Annotated in this window: 21 protein-coding genes; 9 read left to right on the forward strand and 12 right to left on the reverse strand. The window is 68.8% G+C overall.

Translation table 11 applies throughout. The features are described 5' to 3' along the window. Window positions 1-15: 15 nt before the first annotated feature. Together R2707_03680 and R2707_03685 are read left to right on the forward strand one after the other, a co-directional pair. Window positions 16-1584, forward strand: coding sequence for an acetolactate synthase large subunit (locus R2707_03680; protein ID MEZ5244172.1), 1569 nt, complete (start codon window positions 16-18; stop codon window positions 1582-1584). 7 nt (window positions 1585-1591) lie between these two features. Next, complete coding sequence (locus R2707_03685; GenBank protein ID MEZ5244173.1) at window positions 1592-3976, forward strand: alpha-L-rhamnosidase C-terminal domain-containing protein; 2385 nt, start codon at window positions 1592-1594, stop codon at window positions 3974-3976. On the opposite strand, the gene R2707_03690 is transcribed toward R2707_03685, so the two are convergent. After that, window positions 3973-4392: a VOC family protein gene (locus R2707_03690; GenBank protein MEZ5244174.1), complete on the reverse strand. Its 420-nt coding sequence runs from the start codon at window positions 4390-4392 to the stop codon at window positions 3973-3975. The genes R2707_03685 and R2707_03690 overlap by 4 nt on opposite strands. 72 nt (window positions 4393-4464) lie before the next feature. On the opposite strand from R2707_03690, the gene R2707_03695 reads away from it, so the two are divergent. From R2707_03695 to R2707_03715, 5 genes are read left to right on the forward strand one after another with little or no spacing between them, the layout of a single operon-like run. Beyond that, window positions 4465-5298, forward strand: a complete 834-nt coding sequence (locus R2707_03695) for a ZIP family metal transporter (GenBank protein ID MEZ5244175.1) — start codon at window positions 4465-4467, stop codon at window positions 5296-5298. Between the two features lie 59 nt (window positions 5299-5357). Beyond that, window positions 5358-7148 carry an NAD(P)/FAD-dependent oxidoreductase gene (locus R2707_03700; protein ID MEZ5244176.1) on the forward strand — a complete coding sequence of 597 codons (1791 nt, stop codon included), beginning with the start codon at window positions 5358-5360 and terminating at the stop codon, window positions 7146-7148. Next, complete coding sequence (locus R2707_03705) at window positions 7145-8611, forward strand: NAD(P)/FAD-dependent oxidoreductase (GenBank protein MEZ5244177.1); 1467 nt, start codon at window positions 7145-7147, stop codon at window positions 8609-8611. Before R2707_03700 ends, R2707_03705 begins: the two co-directional genes overlap by 4 nt. A gap of 40 nt (window positions 8612-8651) precedes the next feature. Then, window positions 8652-9464 carry a class II aldolase/adducin family protein gene (locus R2707_03710; protein ID MEZ5244178.1) on the forward strand — a complete coding sequence of 271 codons (813 nt, stop codon included), beginning with the start codon at window positions 8652-8654 and terminating at the stop codon, window positions 9462-9464. 1 nt (window position 9465) lies between these two features. Beyond that, window positions 9466-10131: an enoyl-CoA hydratase/isomerase family protein gene (locus R2707_03715; protein ID MEZ5244179.1), complete on the forward strand. Its 666-nt coding sequence runs from the start codon at window positions 9466-9468 to the stop codon at window positions 10129-10131. A gap of 9 nt (window positions 10132-10140) precedes the next feature. Here R2707_03715 and R2707_03720 read toward each other — a convergent pair whose 3' ends face one another. From R2707_03720 to R2707_03745, 6 genes are all read right to left on the reverse strand, one after another. Continuing rightward, a complete protein-coding gene (locus R2707_03720) occupies window positions 10141-11337 on the reverse strand; it encodes an acyl-CoA dehydrogenase family protein (GenBank protein MEZ5244180.1) in 1197 nt (398 codons plus the stop codon). A 59-nt stretch (window positions 11338-11396) separates the two neighbouring features. Next, a complete protein-coding gene (locus tag R2707_03725; protein MEZ5244181.1) occupies window positions 11397-11642 on the reverse strand; it encodes a hypothetical protein in 246 nt (81 codons plus the stop codon). Beyond that, window positions 11639-12469 carry an SDR family oxidoreductase gene (locus tag R2707_03730; protein ID MEZ5244182.1) on the reverse strand — a complete coding sequence of 277 codons (831 nt, stop codon included), beginning with the start codon at window positions 12467-12469 and terminating at the stop codon, window positions 11639-11641. Before R2707_03730 ends, R2707_03725 begins: the two co-directional genes overlap by 4 nt. A gap of 1 nt (window position 12470) precedes the next feature. After that, window positions 12471-12647: a hypothetical protein gene (locus R2707_03735; protein MEZ5244183.1), complete on the reverse strand. Its 177-nt coding sequence runs from the start codon at window positions 12645-12647 to the stop codon at window positions 12471-12473. Between the two features lie 69 nt (window positions 12648-12716). After that, window positions 12717-12995, reverse strand: coding sequence for a hypothetical protein (locus tag R2707_03740; GenBank protein ID MEZ5244184.1), 279 nt, complete (start codon window positions 12993-12995; stop codon window positions 12717-12719). Window positions 12996-13024: 29 nt separating this feature from the next. Continuing rightward, a complete protein-coding gene (locus tag R2707_03745; protein MEZ5244185.1) occupies window positions 13025-14080 on the reverse strand; it encodes a hypothetical protein in 1056 nt (351 codons plus the stop codon). A 52-nt stretch (window positions 14081-14132) separates the two neighbouring features. On the opposite strand from R2707_03745, the gene R2707_03750 reads away from it, so the two are divergent. Continuing rightward, window positions 14133-14702, forward strand: coding sequence for a TetR-like C-terminal domain-containing protein (locus tag R2707_03750; GenBank protein MEZ5244186.1), 570 nt, complete (start codon window positions 14133-14135; stop codon window positions 14700-14702). Between the two features lie 12 nt (window positions 14703-14714). On the opposite strand, the gene R2707_03755 is transcribed toward R2707_03750, so the two are convergent. From R2707_03755 to R2707_03775, 5 genes are all read right to left on the reverse strand, one after another. Continuing rightward, window positions 14715-15509, reverse strand: coding sequence for a TIGR03084 family metal-binding protein (locus tag R2707_03755; GenBank protein MEZ5244187.1), 795 nt, complete (start codon window positions 15507-15509; stop codon window positions 14715-14717). A 34-nt stretch (window positions 15510-15543) separates the two neighbouring features. Next, window positions 15544-16146: a biotin transporter BioY gene (locus R2707_03760; GenBank protein MEZ5244188.1), complete on the reverse strand. Its 603-nt coding sequence runs from the start codon at window positions 16144-16146 to the stop codon at window positions 15544-15546. 82 nt (window positions 16147-16228) lie between these two features. Beyond that, complete coding sequence (locus R2707_03765) at window positions 16229-17425, reverse strand: amidohydrolase family protein (protein ID MEZ5244189.1); 1197 nt, start codon at window positions 17423-17425, stop codon at window positions 16229-16231. 44 nt (window positions 17426-17469) lie between these two features. Beyond that, on the reverse strand, window positions 17470-17922 hold the full coding sequence (locus R2707_03770; GenBank protein MEZ5244190.1) for a nuclear transport factor 2 family protein: 453 nt from the start codon (window positions 17920-17922) through the stop codon (window positions 17470-17472). Window positions 17923-17947: 25 nt separating this feature from the next. Continuing rightward, a complete protein-coding gene (locus R2707_03775; GenBank protein ID MEZ5244191.1) occupies window positions 17948-18403 on the reverse strand; it encodes an NAD(P)H-dependent oxidoreductase in 456 nt (151 codons plus the stop codon). Window positions 18404-18494: 91 nt separating this feature from the next. Here R2707_03775 and R2707_03780 point away from each other — a divergent pair, with 91 nt between their 5' ends. Then, window positions 18495-19085 (forward strand): HD domain-containing protein, encoded by a 591-nt coding sequence (locus tag R2707_03780; GenBank protein ID MEZ5244192.1) that lies wholly within the window; start codon window positions 18495-18497, stop codon window positions 19083-19085. The last annotated feature ends 40 nt before the right edge of the window (window positions 19086-19125 follow it).

Raw genomic sequence — 19125 nt, forward strand, 5'->3', positions numbered from 1 at the left:
GACCAAGCTCACACCATGACCGAGACACCCAATGGCGCCCAGGCCCTCATCCGCACGCTGGTCGATTCCGGCGTGGAGGTGTGCTTCACCAATCCCGGCACCTCCGAGATGCACTTCGTGGCGGCGCTCGACGCGGTGCCCGAGATGCGCGGCATCCTCGGCCTGTTCGAGGGTGTCGTGACCGGTGCAGCCGACGGCTACGCCCGGATCGCCGGCAAGCCCGCGGCGACGCTGCTCCATCTCGGCCCCGGGCTCGGCAACGGTCTCGCCAACCTGCACAACGCCCGCCGCGGGCACACACCGATCGTCAACATCGTCGGAGACCACGCGACCTTCCACAAGCAGTACGACGCCCCGCTGGAGAGCGACATCGACTCGATCGCCGCCGGCGTGCCGGGTTGGTTCCGCCGTTCGACGGCAGCCGACGAGGTGGCCGGCGACGCAGCCGCCGCGGTCGCCGCGTCGATGTCGGCCCCCGGTCGGGTCGCGACGCTCGTGCTTCCCGCCGACACCTGCTGGCTCCCGGCCCCCGAGGGTGCCGCCGAACCCGTCCCGCCCGTCGCCGCCGTCCCTGTGCCCTCCGATCGACTCGAGGAGATCGCGTCGCTCCTGCGTTCCGATGCCTCGTGTGCCGTGCTGCTCGGCGGTCGCGCCCTGACCGAGGAGATGACCAGGTCGGCGGCTCGGGTGGCGGCGGCGGTCGGCGCCAAGCTGTTGTGCGAGACGTTCCCCGCCCGGCAGCGACGCGGGGCGGGCATCCCCGGCGTGGAACGGCTCATCTACCTGGCGGAGTTCGCCCAGATGCAACTGCAGGGGATCGAACACCTGATCCTCGTGGATGCCGTCGCGCCGGTCTCCTTCTTCGCCTATCCCGACAAGCCGTCCCTGATCGCGGCAGACGGCTGCGAGATCCACACGCTGGTCGCCGGGTCCGACGATCCGCTGCAGGCGCTGACCGACCTCGCGGAGATCCTGGGCGCCGGCGATGTCGACGGCGTGGCCCCCCACATCCCCGAACGACCCTCGGGGCCACTCGACCTCAACTCGTTCGCCCAGGCCATCGCCGCGACGCTTCCGGCCGACGTCATCGTCGTCGACGAGTCGAACACCTCCGGTCTCGCACTGCAGCCGGCCACCGCCGGATGCGCCCCGCACGACTGGTTGTATCTGACCGGAGGATCGATCGGCATCGGGCTGCCGCTCGCGACGGGAGCCGCCGTCGCCGCGCCCGACCGGAAGGTCCTCGCGATCGATTCCGACGGTTCGGCGATGTACACCTTCCAGGCGCTGTGGACCATGGCGCACGAGGCGCTCGACGTCACCGTCGTCATCGCCGACAACGGCCGCTACGCCGTCCTCGACATGGAACTCGATCGGGTGGGCGCCGAGGCCGGTGGCCCCCGCGCCCGGGCGATGTTCGACCTCACCGGCCCCGACATCGACTTCGTGGCGCTCGCCGCCGGCCTGGGTGTCCCCGGCGTGCGCGTCGAAACCGCGGAGGACCTCGCCGCCGCGCTCGATCGGGCCTATGCCGAGCCGGGCCCGCACCTGGTCGCCGCCGTCATCCCGCCGATGGCGTTCTGAGGACGACATGCGTCTGGCCCACCCTGAACCGTTCACGCCCAAGTGGCGGGGCCGGTGGATCTGGTTCGAGCGTCCACGGATCGTCGCCGAGACCGCCACCCGGCCGGTCCTCGCCGATCCGTCCGGGAGCGTCGGACTGTTCCGCCGCGACGTCGACCTCGACCGCATTCCCCAGGCTGCGCCGTGTCGGCTGTGGGTCGACGGACGCTACGTGCTCCGGGTCAACGGTGCGGAGGCGGCGCGAGGCCCGGTGCGCAGCGACCCGCGACGGAGCCACTACGACGTCGTGGATCTCGCGCCGTTCCTCCGGCCCGGTCCCAACGTGTTCACATTGACCGTGCGCCACTTCGGCACCGCGACCTCCTGGTGGATGCCGGCGCCGCCGACCTACACGCTCGGCGCAGGGTCCGTCGCGTTCGAAGCGCTCATCGGTGACGAATGGGTGGTGAGTGACCGCTCGTGGCGAAGCGCGCGGGGAGAGGCGTGGTCGAATGTGCCGGTGCCGGGCGATGTGGCCTGCCTGCCGCTCGAATCGTTCGATGCCCGCAGTCACCCGCACGGCTGGGAAACCCCGGCGTTCGACACAGCGGGCTGGGGCCGCGCCATCGAGATCACGCCGATGCACACGGGTGCGAACAGCGAGCCCCGACCGTCGAGCGATCCCTTCGGCATGTTGCGCCCGCCGGTGCGCACGGCGTTCCCCGGCGGGGAGAAGCACTCGGCAGTCCATCGGGTGATCGGCTCACGCGTCGGCGCAGCGCCGACGGACGATCCCGTCGCCCAGGTCATCGCCGACGAGACCAGTGCCATCGGGCCGGGGGTCGATCTCCATTCCTTCGATCTCGGTTGCATCGCCGCGGGCAATGTCGAGCTCCGAGTGACCGGCGCGACACCCGGAACGATCATCGACCTCGCCGCATCCGAACACCTCGACGCCGACGGACACCTGGCGCCGCTCGGCCAGCACGCCGGTTTGCGCTATGTGTGCAGCGGCGCTGATGTCGAGCACTTCGACGGGCTGGACATCATCGGGACGCAACACTTCCATGCCTCGATCCGGGTTCCCGGAGGCGGACCGGCGCCCGATGTCGCACTCTGGCTGCACGACCGCCTCCGCCCTCGTCCCCTCGGAGCATCGTTCGAGTGCTCCGATCCCGACCTGCAGAAGATCTTCGAGATCGGCCTGCGAACCGTCGACCTCTGCGCGCTCGACGCCTATGTCGACTGCCCGACCCGTGAGCAGCGGGCCTGGACCGGCGACTCGGTGGTCCACCAGTCCGTCGACCTCGTGACGAACCCCGACTGGTCGATGGCCCGATGGCACCCCGAACTCGCCGCAGCTGCCCGCACCGACGGAATGCTGGCCATGGCCGCAGCGTCCGACTTCGCCCAGGACGACCGCTTCTTCGTGCCGGACTGGTCGCTCCACTGGATCCGGTCCGTCCACAATCTGTACCGCTACACCGGCGACCGGGAACTGGTGGCGGAACTGCTGCCGGTGGCAGAACGCACCCTGCGCTGGTTCGAGTCGTACCTGGCCGACGACGGCCTGCTCGAATGGGTCGACGGATGGCTGCTGCTCGACTGGGCCAGCGTCTACTCCCACGGCAAGTCGTCGATCCTCAACGCCCTCTGGGCCCGTGCGCTCGAGGACTTCGCCGAGATGTCCGACTGGCTCGGGAACCACGGCAACGCCGACCGGGCCCGCGCGCATCTCGACGTCGTGCGCGGTGCCTTCGACGTGTTCTGGGACGAGCGGCGGGGGGTCTACGTGGATCACGTGCTCGACGGAGCACCGCAGCCGGCGGCCTCCCAACCGGCGAACGCAGCGGCGTTGGCGGCCGGGCTCGTGCCGCCCGAACGTGTCGATCGGATCGTGGATGCCATCACCGACCGTTCACGGCTGCTCCAGCACGCGTGGTTCATGGACACGGTCACGGTCGAGGGACAGTCGTCGGGAGCGCTCTACATGGCGATCGGCTACCCGCCGCCGGACTGGGACACCGAGACCCGCATGGTCGAGTCGGAACCGTTCTTCCGCTATGTCGTGCACGACGCCCTGGCCCGCGCCGGCCGAGCCGACCTCGTCGCCGACATGTGCCGGGACTGGCAGCGCTTCGTCGAGCGAGGCGAGACGTCCTGGCCCGAGAACTGGGCCGGCGGCACCCGCTGCCACGGCTGGTCGTCGACCCCGACGCGCGACCTCATCGTCCACACGCTCGGCATCTCTCCCGCAGAGCCGGGCTATGGCGCGGTTCGTGTCGACCCTCGGCTCGGGGGACTCGACTGGGCGACGGCAACGGTCCCGACGCCGCACGGCTTCGTCACCGTGTCGGCGTGGGCCGACGGGCGTGTCGAGGTCGACAGTCCGGTGCCCGTCGTTCGGCCCTAGCGGGCGAACACCTGGCCATCGTCGGCGAACGCCTTGAACTCGAGCGCGTTGCCGCTCGGGTCGAGGAAGAACATCGTCGACTGCTCGCCCACCTCGCCTTCGAAACGCACGTGGGGCTCGATGACGAACTCGATGCCGGCAGCCGTCAGCCGATCGGCCAACCCTCGCCATTCGTCGGGGGAGAGCAGCACCCCGAAGTGGGGGACCGGTACGGCATCGCCGTCGACCGGATTCGTCCCGGCCACGCCCACATGACCCTCGACACGGTGGATCACCAGTTGGTGCCCGTACATGTCGAAGTCGACCCAGTGTTCGGCCGAACGTCCCTCCGAGAAGCCCAGAACCGCACCGTAGAACTCGCGCGCGGGGCCGATTTCGGCGACCGGAACGGCGAGATGGAATCGTGAGTCGGGCACCGGCGTTCACCTCACCGTGGATCGGATCGTCGAGAGAGTCTCGCAGCTCGGCGTCGCTAGGATGCGGCACTCATGACCGCCATCGCGATCGCCGCTGTGCTGCTCGGCACCTCTCTCGCCGCGGGACTCGCGCCACGGACATTCGCCCATCGCCTTTCCACCGGGCAGCTCGGAGATCTGACCGGCGCGGCGTCCGGGCTGCTCCTTGCCTCCGCGCTCCTCGTCGTCATCCCGGAGGGGTTCCACACGGCGGCTGAGGCCGCCCACGAGTCCGGCTCCGACGAAGCCTTCGCCTACAGCCCCGTCGTACTCGGCGCGGCGATCCTCGCCGGATTCGTGCTGATGCTCCTGCTGGAGGGCTTCGGCGTCGGCCATGCGGTCCACGAAGAGCATCACGACCACGCCGAAGGTCACGGACACGACCATGTCCATCACCCGACCTCGTCGACGGTGCTCGCCTTGGGCCTCTCGGTGCACGCGTTGGCCGACGGCCTGGCCATCGGTGCCGCCGCGGCCGCCGGCGACGCCGCATTCTCGCTGCTCGTCGCGGCCGGGGTGATCGTGCACCGCATCCCAGCAGCCCTGAGCCTCGGACTGTTCTCGCTGCACCAGAGCAATCGGCGATTCGGCGGGACCGACGGGGTGATCCTCTTCGCGATCGCGACACCGCTCGCGATCCTCGTCTCCTTCGCCGCACTCGACGGCGCCGACGAATCGCTGGTCGCCCTCGCGCTGCTGTTCAGCGCCGGCACGTTCCTCTATGTCGCGACGGTCGACACCCTCCCGCAGGTCCACAACCCCGAAACGGGCCGCCGGGCCGTGCGCAACATCGTCGTGACCGCAGGGCTGTTCACCCTCGCGCTGCTCGTCATCGAGAGTCAGGGCCTGCTCGACCACGGCCACTGAACCGGCGGCATCAGGCGCGCCGGTTTGAGTCTCGTGCCGTGCGGTGTGACGCTGTGCGGGTGAACCCCTCACGCGAGATCGACCGGGACGCCGTCCACGCCCGGTACCGGGCCGAACGCGACAAGCGCCTCCGCCCCGACGGCAACGACCAGTACCTCGAGGTCACCGGCGTCTTCGCCCACTATGTCGACGACCCCTACACCGAGCGGGTACCTCGGGAACCGCTGACCGACGAGGTCGAGTTCGCCTTCGTCGGCGGTGGGTTCGCCGGGCTGGTCACCGGCGCGGCGCTGGTGAAGGCGGGCCGCACCGACGTGCGGATCATCGAGAAGGGCGGCGACTTCGGCGGCACCTGGTACTGGAACCGCTACCCCGGCGCCCAGTGCGACACGGCCGCGTTCGTCTATCTGCCGCTGCTCGAAGAGACCGGCCACATGCCGTCGGAGAAGTACACCCACGCGCCCGAGATCTTCGAACACTGCCGCCGGATCGGGCGTCACTTCGGCCTCTACGACAACGCGGTCTTCTCCACGGAGGTCACCGACGTCCGGTGGGACGAAGCGTCCGAGCGTTGGATCATCCGCACCGACCGCGGCGACGAGATGCGGGCCAAGTACGTCGCGATGGGCACCGGGCCCCTGCATCGCCCGAAGCTGCCCGGCATTCCCGGGATCGAGACGTTCGAGGGGCACAGCTTCCACACGACCAGGTGGGACTACGACTACACGGGCGGTGATCCGGCCGGGGCACCGCTCACCGGGCTGCGCGACAAGCGTGTGGCGATCATCGGCACCGGCGCCACAGCCGTGCAGTGCGTGCCCCACCTGGCCCGCGACAGTGGCGAGTTGTTCGTCTTCCAGCGGACTCCTTCGTCGATCGACGAGCGCAACAACGTTCCGGTCGATCCCGAGTGGTTCGCGACCCTCGAACCGGGGTGGCAGCGCGAGTGGATGATGAACTTCACCACGCTGCAAACCGGGGGATTCGCCGACGAAGACCTGGTCATGGACGGCTGGACCGACATCGCGCAACGCATCCGCGACCGCGTGCTCGCCGACGGGGGCGATTTCAGCCCGGCGGCGATGCTGAAGGCGTTCCACGACTCCGACGACGACAAGATGGACGAGATCCGTGACCGGGTCGACGCGATCGTGAACGATCCGGAGACCGCCGAGGCGCTCAAGCCCTGGTATCGCCAGCTCTGCAAGCGTCCGTGCTTCCACGACGAGTACCTCGACGCGTACAACCGTCCCAACGCCCATCTGATCGACACCGACGGACGCGGCGTCGACGAGATCACCCCCCGCGGCGTCGTCGTGGGTGACACCGAGTACGAGGTGGACTGCATCATCTACGCGAGCGGGTTCGAGGTCGGGACCGAATGGACGCGACGAAGCGGCTTCGATGTCACCGGACGCGACGGCCTCACGTTGTCAGCCCACTGGCACGACGGCATGCGGAGTCTGCACGGTCTCCAGATGCACGGGTTTCCGAATGCCTTCATGGTCAGCCCCGCCCAAGGGGCGAACCTGATCTCCAACGTCCCGCACAACCTGGTCGAAGCCGCGGCGACCATTGCGGAGATCGTCCGTCATGCCGAAGCGGTCGGCGCCACACAGGTCGAAGCGACGGCCGAAGCGGAGCAGGGATGGATCGATCTGCTCCTCGGTGGGATGCGTCGCTTCGGCGGCGCCGCCGATTGCACGCCCGGCTACTACAACAACGAAGGCAAGCCCGAGGAACGGGCGGTGCTGGGCTCACTGGCGTATCCCGCGGGTCCGGTCGCCTACTTCGAGTACATCGAGCAATGGCGGTCGTCGGGCGATTTCGAAGGCGTGGAGTTCAGATGAGCGGGACCGAACACTTCGACGTGCTGATCGTGGGGGCCGGGATCTCCGGGGTCGGCGGCGCCTACCACCTGCGTGACCAACGCCCCGACACTTCATTCGTCGTGCTCGAGTCGAAGAACACCTTCGGGGGCACGTGGGAAACCCACCGGTACCCGGGCATCCGTTCCGACAGCGATCTCTACACCTTCGGCTATCGGTTCAAGCCCTGGACCGGCGCTCCGATCGCGACGGCCGACGAGATCCTTCGCTACATGTCAGAGGTCATCGAGGACAACGACCTCGATCGCCACATCCGCTACGGCCACACCATCTCGTCCGCCGTCTGGTCGACAGAGGATCGGCGTTGGACCATCACCGCCACCGGTCCGGACGGCGCGACGGTGGAGATCACCGCCGGATTCCTCTGGATGTGTCAGGGCTACTACCGCCACGCCGAGGGCTACACGCCCGAATGGCCGGGCATGGACCGCTTCGCCGGCCGGATCGTGCATCCCCAGACCTGGCCCGAAGACCTCGACTACCGGGGCAAGCGGGTGGTCGTCATCGGTTCCGGGGCGACCGCGGCGACGGTCGTCCCCGCGATGGCCGACGACGTCGAGCACATCACGATGCTCCAGCGCTCGCCCACCTTCTTCATCACCGGCCGGAACTCGAACGAGGTGGCCGACATGCTGCGCGGGCTCGACATCCCCGACGAGTGGACCCACGAGATCGTGCGCCGCAAGATCCTGCAGGACCAGGAGGCACTCACGGTTGCGGCGAAGGACCATCCCGAGTTCGTGCGGGCGGAACTCCTCAACGCGATCCGCGGTGTTTTCGGCGACGACTACGACGTCGACACCCACTTCAACCCCCGATATCGGCCATGGCAGCAGCGCCTCGCGTTCGTCCCCGACGCCGACCTCTTCGAGGGGATCAAGGCCGGAAAGGCATCGGTCGTCACCGACGAGATCGAGACGTTCACCGAGACCGGCATCGCGCTGAAGTCCGGCGTCGAACTCGAGGCCGACATCATCGTGACGGCGACCGGATTCTCGCTCAGCGTCCTCGGCGACATCGAGTTCACGATCGACGGGGAACCCCTCGACTTCGCCTCGACGGTCACCTACCTGGGCGCCATGTTCACCGGCGTTCCGAACATGGCGTGGGTGTTCGGCTACTTCCGCGCCAGCTGGACGCTCCGCGCCGACCTGCTGGCCGATCTCGTGTGTCGTCTCCTCGCCGAGATGGAGGCGCGCGGCGCCACGATGGTCGTGCCGCGCCTGCGACCCGACGAGACCGACATGGCCCTTCGCCCCTGGGTCGAGCCCGACGACTTCAACCCCGGCTACCTGACCCGGTCGATGCACCTCATGCCGAAGCAGGGCGACCACCAACCCTGGATCCACACACAGGACTACTGGATCGACAAGGACCTGCTGCCGTCGATCGACCTGGGCGACGGTGCGCTCGTCTTCGATTGAGCGCTTCCGTGTGGCGCGCAGCGACGGCTACCGTGTCGCCATGACCGATCTGCAGAGCCGTCCCGACGCCGGAGGATTCGTACCCGAGTTCAAGGATGTGAGCTTCCCCTTCCCCTCCACCCGCGACACCATCGAAGAGGAGCGGCTCTACCGCAAGCAGCGGCTCGCCGGCGGCCTGCGGATCCTCGGCCGGCTCCGTCTGGCCGAAGGCGTCGCCGGTCACGTGACCGTGCGCGACCCCGAGCACCTCGACCACTTCTGGGTCAATCCGTTCGGCAAGAACTTCAAGTACATGACGGTGAGTGACCTCATCTGTGTGAACCACCAGGGCCAGGTCGTCATCGGTGATCGGCCGGTCAACACCGCAGCGTTCGCCATCCACTCGGGCCTGCACGGCGCGCGCGACGACGTGATCGCTGCCGCCCACTGCCATTCGATGTACGGCCGGACCTTCTCCTCGCTGGGCAAGCCGCTGCGGATGCTCACCCAGGACCACACGATGTTCTACAACGACGTCGCCCTGCACGCCGACGGCGGGGGAGCGGTGGTCCTCGACCCGGCCGACGGGGCCAAGATGGCCGAATCGCTCGGAGACAAGAAGGCGCTGATCCACCAGAACCACGGTCTGGTCACGGTCGGCGGATCGGTCGATGCCGCCATCTGGTGGTTCGTCGCTCTCGAACGCTGTTGCCAGACCCAACTCGTGGCCGAGGCCGCCGGCGACCCGATCGACATCTCGGACGAGCTGGCGCAGGCCGGGTTCGAGCAGCAGGGCAACGACTTCGCCGGCTGGTTCCAGTTCCAGCCCTGGTGGGAAGAGCTCTTGCGCGAGGAACCGGACTTCCTCGACTGAGGTGACGATCGACGTCTCGACCGTCCGGGGCGTCGGCTGGCTCGTCTTCGATCGGCCCGACGCGGGCAACGCCATCGACGCGCAGATGTTCGTCGATCTGGAGAGCGCATGGACCCGGCTCGAGGCCGACCCCGGTGTTCGCGTCATCGTCAACACGGGCAACGGTCCCGCCTTCCAGACCGGGCTCGACGTCGTGCAACTGGCCCGCGACAAGGATGCGCTGCGGGCGAGTTCCCGCCAGACCCGAGACTTCGAGCTGCGGATGACGGGCTGGCACTGTGGCGTCACCAAGCCGATCATCGCGGCCGTCAACGGCACGTGCGCAGGAGGCGGGCTCCACTTCGTGGCCGATGCCGACATCGTCATCGCGAGCAGCGAAGCCACCTTTCTCGACCCACACGTGTCGGTCGGCCAGGTGTCGGCCTTCGAGACGATCGGCCTGCTGAAGAAGGCGCCCATGGAGGCCGTGACCCGGATGGCGTTGATGGGCCGACACGAACGAATCGACGCACGACGGGCGCGCCAGCTCGGGATCGTCGGAGAGGTCGTCGAGCCAGCGGCCCTGCGGGATCGGGCCCAGGAGTTGGCCGAGGTGATCGCCGGCAGCGATCCCGAGTCCCTCGCGAGGGCCAAGGCCGCGGCCTGGACTGCGCTCGAACACCCCTGACATCGAGGGTCAGGTCGGGATGTCCTTCCACGGGATCGCCTTGTCGACGCGAGGCTCCCCCGGGAGGCCGAGCACCCGCTCGCCGAGGATGTTGCGCATGATGTCGGACGTGCCACCCTCGATGGTGTTCGCCTGGCTGCGCAGGAACGACTTCGAGATCGAGTGGGCGCCACGCCCGAGACCTTCCTCGCGGCTGAGCGGATAGCCCGGTTCGTGCATCATGCCGTCGGCGCCGAGCAGATCCATGCAGGCGATCCAGATGCGCTGGTTCAGCTCGGCACTGGCGAGCTTGCCGACCGAGCCCTCCGGTCCGGGGTTGCCCACGGTGGCGTTGGAACGGGCGCGCAACGTCGTGAGCCGTCCGACCTCGGCTTCGATCCAGAGCCGGCTGACCCGGTCACGCATGACGGCGCGCTCCGCTGTGGGGAGATCGCCGCCGCGCTGTTGCCAGAGGTCCACGAGGGTCGCGATGTTGCCCGAACCGCGCGGCGAAGTGCTGCCGCCGAGTGCAACACGCTCGTTCATCAACGTGGTCGTCGCGACCCGCCACCCGTCGCCGACCTCACCGAGCAGGTCCGAGTGGGGGATGCGCACATCGGTGAAGAAGACCTCGTTGAACTCGGCGTCGCCGGTGATCTGGTACAGCGGCCGGATCTCGACGCCGGGGGCGTGCATGTCGAGGATGAAGTACGACAGGCCCTTGTGCTTCGGCTGGTCGGGATCGGTTCGGACGAGCAGCATGCCGTAGCGGGAGATGTGGGCGACGCTGGTCCACACCTTCTGGCCGTTCACCACCCATTCGTCGCCGTCGCGGACCGCCCGGCTGGAGAGGCCGGCGACGTCGGAGCCGTGGCTCGGCTCGGAGAACATCTGGCACCACCAGTCCTCGCCGGTGAAGATGCGCTTCAGGTACTTCTCGTGGTGCGCTTCGGACCCGTAGGTGAGGACCGTCGGAAGCCCCATGCCGATGCCGATCGTGTTGACCGCCAGCGGGTGGAAGGCCCGGCCGGCGCCACGGATCGTCTCCTCGACGGCACCCTGGAGTTTCGGCGAGAGGCCGAGACCTCCCTTTCCCTCGGGGAACTGCACCATCGCCAGCCCGGCATCCCACAGCGCGCCGCGGAAGGTGACTTCGTCAGCGTCGACGCCGACGTCGTCGATCACGGCCTGGGTGCGGTCCCGGATGTCCTGCTCGCTCAGCGTCATGGCGCGGACAGTAGCGAAGGAGCCCCTCGCCGGGCACATCCGGTTGCGCCCCAGGTGGCCTACTCGCGGGGGTCGTCGATCACGACCGCAGCAAGGCCGGGCAACTCGGCCCGCATCATGTCGAGGGCCACCGTCTCGAGGAACCGGCGGGGCATGACGCACTCTGCACAGGACGCGGTCTCGAGCACGAGCGTGAGCCGGACGGCATCGTCGGATGTCGAGGCGACGACGATGTCGCCGCCGTCGGCCGCGACCAGCTCCCGTACACCGGCGAGCGCCGCCTCGGCGCGTGCGTGGTCGATCATCGGGCGTTGGCCCCCTTCAGTTCGCCGGTGAGTCCCTCGTCGTTGGCCGGACGGCTGCGGGAAAGGAAAGCCCCGGCGTCGGCGAGGATGAACTGTCCGGTGATGCAGCGGGCGAGATCGCTCGTGAGGAAGGTCGCGAGCCGGGCCAGCTCGTCGTGCTCGACCCCCCGACGCAACGGCGTCGACCGGGCGATCTGCTCCATCCGCTCCTCGGTGAACGCCGCAGCCACCGTCTCGGTGAGGGTCGTACCGGGGGCCATCGCGTTGACGCGGATGCCCGACGGCCCCAACTCGACCGCCATCGAGGTGACGAGATGGTTGATCGCCGCCTTCGCCGCCGCGTAGATCGAGTTGTAGGGCGACGGGCGGGTCGTCTCCCCGGAGGTGACGAAGAGGATCACGCCACCGTCCGCGGCCAGCATCGCCTCGGCCTCGGCCCGGCCGCACAGCGCGGCGAGGGTCAGGTTCTGGTCGACGATGTCGCGCCAGTCGTCGCCCCGGTACTGCACGAACGGTTTCGGGGTGCGCCCGGGAGGGATCATGCCGATGTTGTTGATCGCGATGTGGAGACCGCCGGCCTCGTCGACGACCGTTGCCACCATCGCGTCGACCGCCTCGTCGTCTCGGCAGTCGGCCACGACGGGGAACGCCCGACCGCCCTCGGCCCCGATCTCGGCGACGACCGCCTCGGCGTGGCCGGCGCGGAGGTCGTTGACGGCCACGGTCGCGCCGGCTCGGGCCAGCCAGCGGGCGATCTCCCGCCCGATGCCCGCACCGGCTCCGGTGACGAGCGCCACCCGGTCGGCATGGTCGATCGTGATCGTCATGTCAGCGTCCTCCGGTGAGCAGTCGCAAGGCTTCCTCGACGGCGGCATCCGCCCAGGCCTCGACCGTCGCCTCGTCGGTACCGCCGAGCGGGTGGTCGACCTCGAGGATGCGGGCGTCGGGCTGACCGAGCGACGCCGCGACCTGATCGGTCAGGGCGCGGAACTTCGTGGTGGTCACCACCACGGTCGGTCGACCGGCCGCTTCGAGCTGTACGGAGTCGTGGACACTCCACGACGTGCAGCTGCCTCAATCGGCCGAGCCGGTCAGGACCAGCTCGACCTCCTTCGAGAGACGTTCGAGCACATCGTCGGGCGCGGCCAGCGCCGCGTTCTTCGTCTCGACCAACGTCACCGACGCTCCGGTGCGCTCGGCCAGTCGGATCGCCATGCGATTGAGCAGGACACCGGCGTTGGGCTTCGTGTTGTCGAGCACACCGATGCGGGCACCGGCCAGCAAGGGGAGCGGCGGCGCGAGGCTCACGGGCGCCGGCCCGGTCTCGCCGGCCGGGGAGTAGATCTTCACCATTCTGGGCTCCTTCGATTGCTCAGATCGCTTCAGGACGTTTCGACCGGGACGGTCGCACTCTTGGTCATCCCCCAGCTGGGGATGACGCTGCTGTGTTTGCCGGGCCCGCCGACGACGAACACCTTGATGTTGTCGGGGTGTTCGGTCATGGGCATCGGTTCGTCGTCGTCGAGCGTCTGGAGCCATGGCGCCCAGGCCCGGAGTTCGAAGGCCCGACGGAGGACGCCGGCCGGCAGTCGTGCCCGCTGGTGGAGATACGAGGCCACGTGCCGGCGAGTCCAGCCCGCGGCCGCGCACGCGGCAGCGTGCTCGGGGCAGAGGGCGACGAAGTACTCGCCCTGGCTGATCGGGGCGTTGTTCTGCCCGGTCGAGGTCATCGCCGAGGCCAGCTTGTCGAGGATCGCGGCGGGATCGCTCGACTCCATGTCGTGGGCGTTGTGCGGTGCTTCGCCACAGTGCACCGTCACCGCCGAGGGCGCATCGACGCCGGCGTCGATCGCGTAGCTGCCCCACGGCGACTCGTCGAGGTTCTCGGCGACGCAGAAGCTGTACTTCGCCGGCCCGCCCTGGGTCGCGACATCACCCGGGCCGGGTGTGGCCCCCGCGATGTGGAGCAGGATGAGCCGGAGGGCTCGCCCGGTCGCCGCGTTCGCCCGGTTGCCGGGCCCGAACGCCCCCACGCCGCTGTTGTAGCCACCCTCGACGGCGATCCGACCGTGCACGATGAGCAGGGGAGCGACCGGGTGGGTCGTGGCGTTGACACCTCGCAGGTTCACTTCCGGGCGAGCCAATGCCCGCACGGCGGCGACCAGCACCGGCAGGTGGACGGGCTCGCAGCCGGCCAGCACCGCGTTGACGGCGATCATGCGCCGGGTGGCCAGCCCCGAACGGGGCGGCAGCACCGCGATCACCTCGTCGGGGTCGGTACCCGATCGACCGAGCATCGCGTCGACCCGGGCTTCGGTGGGCGGAATCATCGGCAGACCGTCGCCCCAGCCCCGCGCGGCATACGCCTCCATCAACGCGACCGGGTCGTCGTCGACGTCGAACATGGCCGGCGCCACGGGTGCAGTGTCTGTTGCCATCAGTCTCCAGTCTGATACTGTTCGACACGCAACGCAAGTGAAGGGGTCGCGCATGGCCGCCCGAGCCGGACTCACCAGACATGACGTCGTCGGCGAAGCGCTCCGGATGCTCGACGAGGGCGGCCGGCTCGCCGACATCACCCTCGGGGAGCTCGCCCGCCGCCTCGGCATCCGCCCGCAATCGCTGTATGCCCATGTCGACGGCACCGACGGCCTCGCCAGAGCGGTTGCCGTTGCCGGCCTCCACGCACTCGCTTCCGACGTCACCGAGGCCGCCATCGGCGCCAGCGGGACGGATGCAGCGGCCGCAGTCGTGCGGGCCCATCTCTCCTTTGCCCGACGACGTCCCGGTCTCTACGAGGCCGCCATCCATCCGCCGGGCGACGACCCCGACCTGCTCCTCGCCATCGACGCCGCCGGTTCACCGCTCGAGCGGATCCTCACCTCCATGGGCATCGAGCCGGACGAGCGTGTCCACTGGACGCGGGTCTTCCTCGCGTCGGTGTACGGCTTCGCGGTCCTGCAGCAGGCGGGGCGATTCGCACTTCCCGTCGCCACCAGCGTCAGCGAAGACCGCCTGGTCGAGATGCTCACCGACTCCCTGCTGACCCGCACGGCCTGAGGCCGACGCTCCTCAGACGAAGCGCCCCGGTGGCGGTCCGTCGGTCGGGGGCCCGGCGAAGGCCTGGGCTTTCGCGAGCCAATCGACGGCGACGGCTCCCTCGACGACCAGCGAGACGTCGTCGAGATGGCGCCGCTGTGTGACCACGAGGCAGAAGTCCTCGGCCGGACCGTGCACGCGTGCCCCCGCGTCGTCGGGGCCCCACGTCCAGACGTCGCCCGAGGGACCGGTCAGGCGGACCTGCACCTCGCCGGGCGGTGCCGACTCGCCACGATTGAGATATGTCCAGCCCCGGGTGGCGTAGCCCATCTGGGCCACGTGGCGCAGACGGTCGGAGGGGGGCCGGGATGCCCCGACCGCGTCGATCACATCCTGGCCGTGGGCCCAACATTCCATCAGGCGCGCGGTCAGAAACGACTTCGCGCCCATCGACGGGCCGTACCACGGCACCCGGGTGTCGTCGGCGAGTTCCTTCGCCGCGTGCTCGAGGGCCGCACGGCCGCGAACCCAGGCCGCGTGACGCTCGCCCGGCGGGAGTTCCCTCACAGCCGTGAGCGTGAGCTCGTCGACACCGACATCGCCCCCGGCGCCGAAGAGCCGGTTCCGCTCCTCGTCCCACCGCTCGGGCGACGCGATGGCCACCGCGGCCTTCGCGTCGAAGAACGTCAGATGCGCGATCTGGTCGGTGACCGTCCAGCGCGGGCTCGCCGTGGGCGTGGCCCAATCCGCGTCGGACAGCGCCCGCACGATCGGATCGAGGGCGGCCTGCTCGTCGAGAAGATCGGCGAGGATGTCGCTGACGTGCACGGGGTGGCCCGAAGACGCCCGGTGCCGCGCTCGATCAGCGCTTCGCCAGGCGCCACGCCGCAGGCAGCAGCGCGCCGGCCAGGACCGCCTTCAGGATGTCGCCGACCACGAACGGGGTGACGCCGTAGGCGATCGCGCTCGGCTCGCCGAACTCGGCGGTGATCGGGATGTCCAGGTCGTAGGAGAGCCAGGCGACACCGAGGACGTAGATGATGACGCTGCCGGCGACGAACGCCGTGATCGACGTGGCGAGCTGACGATCCTGGCCCCGCTCGGCCAGCCAGCCGACCGCATAGGCGGCGACGATGAAGCCGACGAGATACCCGGCGGTCGACCCGGTGGCGACATCCCATCCGCCCTGGGCGTCGGTGTAGAAGGGCAGGCCGATGGCGCCCATCGCGACATAGAGCAACTGCGAGGCCGCTCCGAGCTGGGAACCGAGCGCGCCGCCGGCGAGCAGCACCGCGAACGTCTGCCCGCTGATCGGAACCGGGGTGAAGCCGAGGCTGAAGGAGACCTGCGCGGCGCCCGCGGTGAGGAGGGCGAAGCCGACAACCGCCACCACGTCGCGCACGACGGAACGGGGGATCGTGTCGATGAGCGTGGTCCGTGTGGGGATTGCCCCGATTGCAGTCACTGGTTGGCCTCCGAATGCGCCGAGTCGTGGTGAAGTTCGAAGGGACTCTAGTGAGAAAGCCCGCGACGCACGAAGTCGACGTTCAGTCGAACGGAAGATCCAGCAGCGTGATGGCGTTGCCCCGGGCGATCTTGTAGACGCTCTCGTCGTCGAGGTGGCCGAACAGGCGATGCGCGGTCTCCTTCGAGTGGGGGAAGGTCCCGTCGCTGTGCGGGTAGTCCGTCTCGAAGAGGACGTTGTCGACACCCACCTCGTCGAGCAGCTTCATCCCGGCCGCGTCCTTGAAGAAGCAGCTGTAGATCTGGCGGCGGTAGTAGTACGACGGCGGCTCCGGAAGCCGCTCCTCGCCCTGCGCCCATCGGTGCGTGTGGTAGTTGTCGTCGGCCCGCTCGAGGTAGTACGGGATCCATCCGATCTGACTCTCGGCGTACATCAGCTTGAGATCCGGATAGCGCACGAGCACGCCTGAGAAGAGGAAGTCGATCATCGACGCCGCACTGTTCGCCGAGATGAGCGCAGCCGTGACCAGCGTGGGGGCATCGTCGGACGGCTTGACGGTGCGCGTGCCGGAGCCGATGTGCATGCAGATGACCGTGCCGGTCTCCTGGCAGGCGGCGAAGAACGGGTCCCAGTAACCCGAATGGATCGACGGGAGGCCCAGCCAGGCCGGAAGCTCCGACCAGGCAACGGCCTTCACGCCGCGGGCGGCGTTGCGCCGGATCTCGGCCGCGGCCAGCTCCACGTCCCACAGCGGGACCAGACACAGCGGTAGGAGGCGACCGTCGGAGTCGCCGCACCACTCGTCGACCATCCAGTCGTTGTAGGCCTCGACACAGAGCTTGGACAGCTCCATGTCCTTGCGTTCGGCGAACAATTGACCGCAGAAGCGGGGATAGTTCGGGAAGCACAGCGACGCCTCGACATGATTCGCGTCCATGTCGGCGAGACGGGCCTTGGGGTCGTAGCAGCCGGGGCGGATGTCGTCGTAGGTGACGCCCTGCATCGTGACTTCCTCCGGCGGTGTGCCGGCGCAGGCGATCATCTCCTTGATCTGGTAGCGGTGATCCTCGTAGTGCCACCAAGCCGCCATCTTGTCGCCGTCGCCGGGCCGCTCGACCCAGGCGCCATCGACGAGGGACATCTCGCCCTGCGGCGCGATCACGATCCGCGGGCCGACGTCCTTGTACTTCTCGGGCAGTCGGTCCTGCCACACGTTGGCGGGTTCGACGACATGGTCGTCGACGCTGATGATCTTGGGGAACGAAGCCAGATCGGTCATGCCGACACCGTATCTGACGGTGTGTCAGGTTTCGGTACCGGCCGTCAGCTCGTGAGGTCGAACAGCAGGTGCTGGGAGAGATCGCCCACCTGGCGGACGAACATCACCCGCGTGTCGAACCACCACTCGCCGTCGATCTTCGCGAAGCTGTCGCGGTAGTGCCCGGTGATGATCGCCTGCAGGGGCAAGACATCGGTCGCCTGCATCACGCAGTAGTAGGTGCGGGCCGTCGCGCTGAGGCCGTCGTCGGCCACCTCGATCCGGGCGTTGGTCGTGATGTGGTGCGTCTTCGGCGTGCCGTCGTCGTAGCGCCGGGTGGTCGACTCATACAACTTCTTGACGCCGTCACGACCCTCGAAAACGGCCTCGGGCGGCGGGTCGTCCATCCCCCAGATCCGCCCGTGGGCGAAGAGGTCGGCGACGCCGTCGAAGTCGCCGGCATCGATGCGCGCCGCGTAGGTGTAGAGGAGGTTCTCGATCAGCCTGGCATCGTCCATCGCGCCGACGATAGGCGCCGACGCACTACTCGGCCATCAGCCCGGCAGCGACCGCCGCCCCGAGTTCCCACGCCTGTTCGACCATGCCGTCGTCGACCGGTCCGATCATCTCGAGCACCGGCTGGGCGGCCCGCCACTCGAGCCCGGTGGTGATCTTCTCGAGCGCCAGCGCCGCGCCGGTGGTGTCGGACTCGCCGTGGATCCACGCGCCGTAGGGACGACCCCTGGTCACACCGAGGCTCGGGTTGTAGACGACGTCGAAGAAGTGCTTGAGTGCGCCGCTGATGTAGCCGAGGTTGGCCGGCGTACCGAGCAGGTAGCCGTCGGCCCGGGCGACGTCGTCGGCGGTGGCACCGAGTGCATCGACCGCGACCACTTCGACACCGACGATGCCGTCCGCGGCTGCGCCCGACAGGACCGCATCGACCAGCCGACGCAGGCCGTCGCTGGGGGAGTGGTGCACCACGAGGAGCCGGGCCATCCCCGCAGCCTTGCAGACTCCGGGACGCGTTGACCTCCGTGCGGTGATCGAGCTCGTGCCCGAGCACGTGCGCGAGAAGTAGGGTCGCGGAATGGAGCTCGAGACGCACGAAGTCGGTTGGACCCGGATGGAAGAGGGGTCGGCGGAGGACTACCGGCGCCTGATCGCCCTCTACGACGAGCACGCACTCGGCGCCGTCGTCGACAACATCCTGACGATCCTCGAGAAGCTGAGGGGCCCGAATCTCGGCTACCAGGTCGACCGCTACGAGCACTCGCTCCAGTCCGCAACGCGGGCGGCGCGGGCGAACGAGTCCGACGACCTCGTGGTCGGCGCCCTGCTCCACGACATCGGCGACGTATTCGCGCCGCGCAACCACAGTGCCGCGGCCGCGTCGCTCCTCGCCCCCTATGTCGACGAGCAAACCGAGTGGATCGTCCGTCACCACGGCGTGTTCCAGGGCTACTACTACTTCCACCACATGGGCGCCGACCGCAACGCCCGCGATGCCTATCGATCGTCACCGTACTTCGACGCCTGCGCGGCCTTCTGCGCCGAGTACGACCAGAACTGCTTCGACCCGAAGTACGACAGTCTCCCGATCGAGGAGTTCGAACCCCTCGTTCGCGACGTCTTCGGTCGCCCGTCGCGTCTGCAGGGTGTCGCCCCGCGGCTCGCGTGAGCTGCAACACTGCCGACATGCTGACGCTCTACTACAACGC

It is taken from the genome of Acidimicrobiales bacterium (genome assembly GCA_041394245.1).
In the GTDB taxonomy this organism is placed as follows: Bacteria; Actinomycetota; Acidimicrobiia; order Acidimicrobiales; family Aldehydirespiratoraceae; genus JAJRXC01.

Excerpts from the sequence above, each read along its gene's own strand:
- R2707_03680 (MEZ5244172.1), top strand. The coding sequence starts at position 16 with ATGACCGAGACACCCAATGGCGCCCAGGCCCTCATCCGCACGCTGGTC.
- R2707_03685 (MEZ5244173.1), top strand. The coding sequence starts at position 1,592 with ATGCGTCTGGCCCACCCTGAACCGTTCACGCCCAAGTGGCGGGGCCGG.
- R2707_03695 (MEZ5244175.1), top strand. The coding sequence starts at position 4,465 with ATGACCGCCATCGCGATCGCCGCTGTGCTGCTCGGCACCTCTCTCGCC.
- R2707_03705 (MEZ5244177.1), top strand. The coding sequence starts at position 7,145 with ATGAGCGGGACCGAACACTTCGACGTGCTGATCGTGGGGGCCGGGATC.
- R2707_03710 (MEZ5244178.1), top strand. The coding sequence starts at position 8,652 with ATGACCGATCTGCAGAGCCGTCCCGACGCCGGAGGATTCGTACCCGAG.
- R2707_03720 (MEZ5244180.1), bottom strand. The coding sequence starts at position 11,337 with ATGACGCTGAGCGAGCAGGACATCCGGGACCGCACCCAGGCCGTGATC.
- R2707_03725 (MEZ5244181.1), bottom strand. The coding sequence starts at position 11,642 with ATGATCGACCACGCACGCGCCGAGGCGGCGCTCGCCGGTGTACGGGAG.
- R2707_03730 (MEZ5244182.1), bottom strand. The coding sequence starts at position 12,469 with ATGACGATCACGATCGACCATGCCGACCGGGTGGCGCTCGTCACCGGA.
- R2707_03740 (MEZ5244184.1), bottom strand. The coding sequence starts at position 12,995 with ATGGTGAAGATCTACTCCCCGGCCGGCGAGACCGGGCCGGCGCCCGTG.
- R2707_03745 (MEZ5244185.1), bottom strand. The coding sequence starts at position 14,080 with ATGGCAACAGACACTGCACCCGTGGCGCCGGCCATGTTCGACGTCGAC.
- R2707_03750 (MEZ5244186.1), top strand. The coding sequence starts at position 14,133 with ATGGCCGCCCGAGCCGGACTCACCAGACATGACGTCGTCGGCGAAGCG.
- R2707_03765 (MEZ5244189.1), bottom strand. The coding sequence starts at position 17,425 with ATGACCGATCTGGCTTCGTTCCCCAAGATCATCAGCGTCGACGACCAT.
- R2707_03770 (MEZ5244190.1), bottom strand. The coding sequence starts at position 17,922 with ATGGACGATGCCAGGCTGATCGAGAACCTCCTCTACACCTACGCGGCG.
- R2707_03775 (MEZ5244191.1), bottom strand. The coding sequence starts at position 18,403 with ATGGCCCGGCTCCTCGTGGTGCACCACTCCCCCAGCGACGGCCTGCGT.
- R2707_03780 (MEZ5244192.1), top strand. The coding sequence starts at position 18,495 with ATGGAGCTCGAGACGCACGAAGTCGGTTGGACCCGGATGGAAGAGGGG.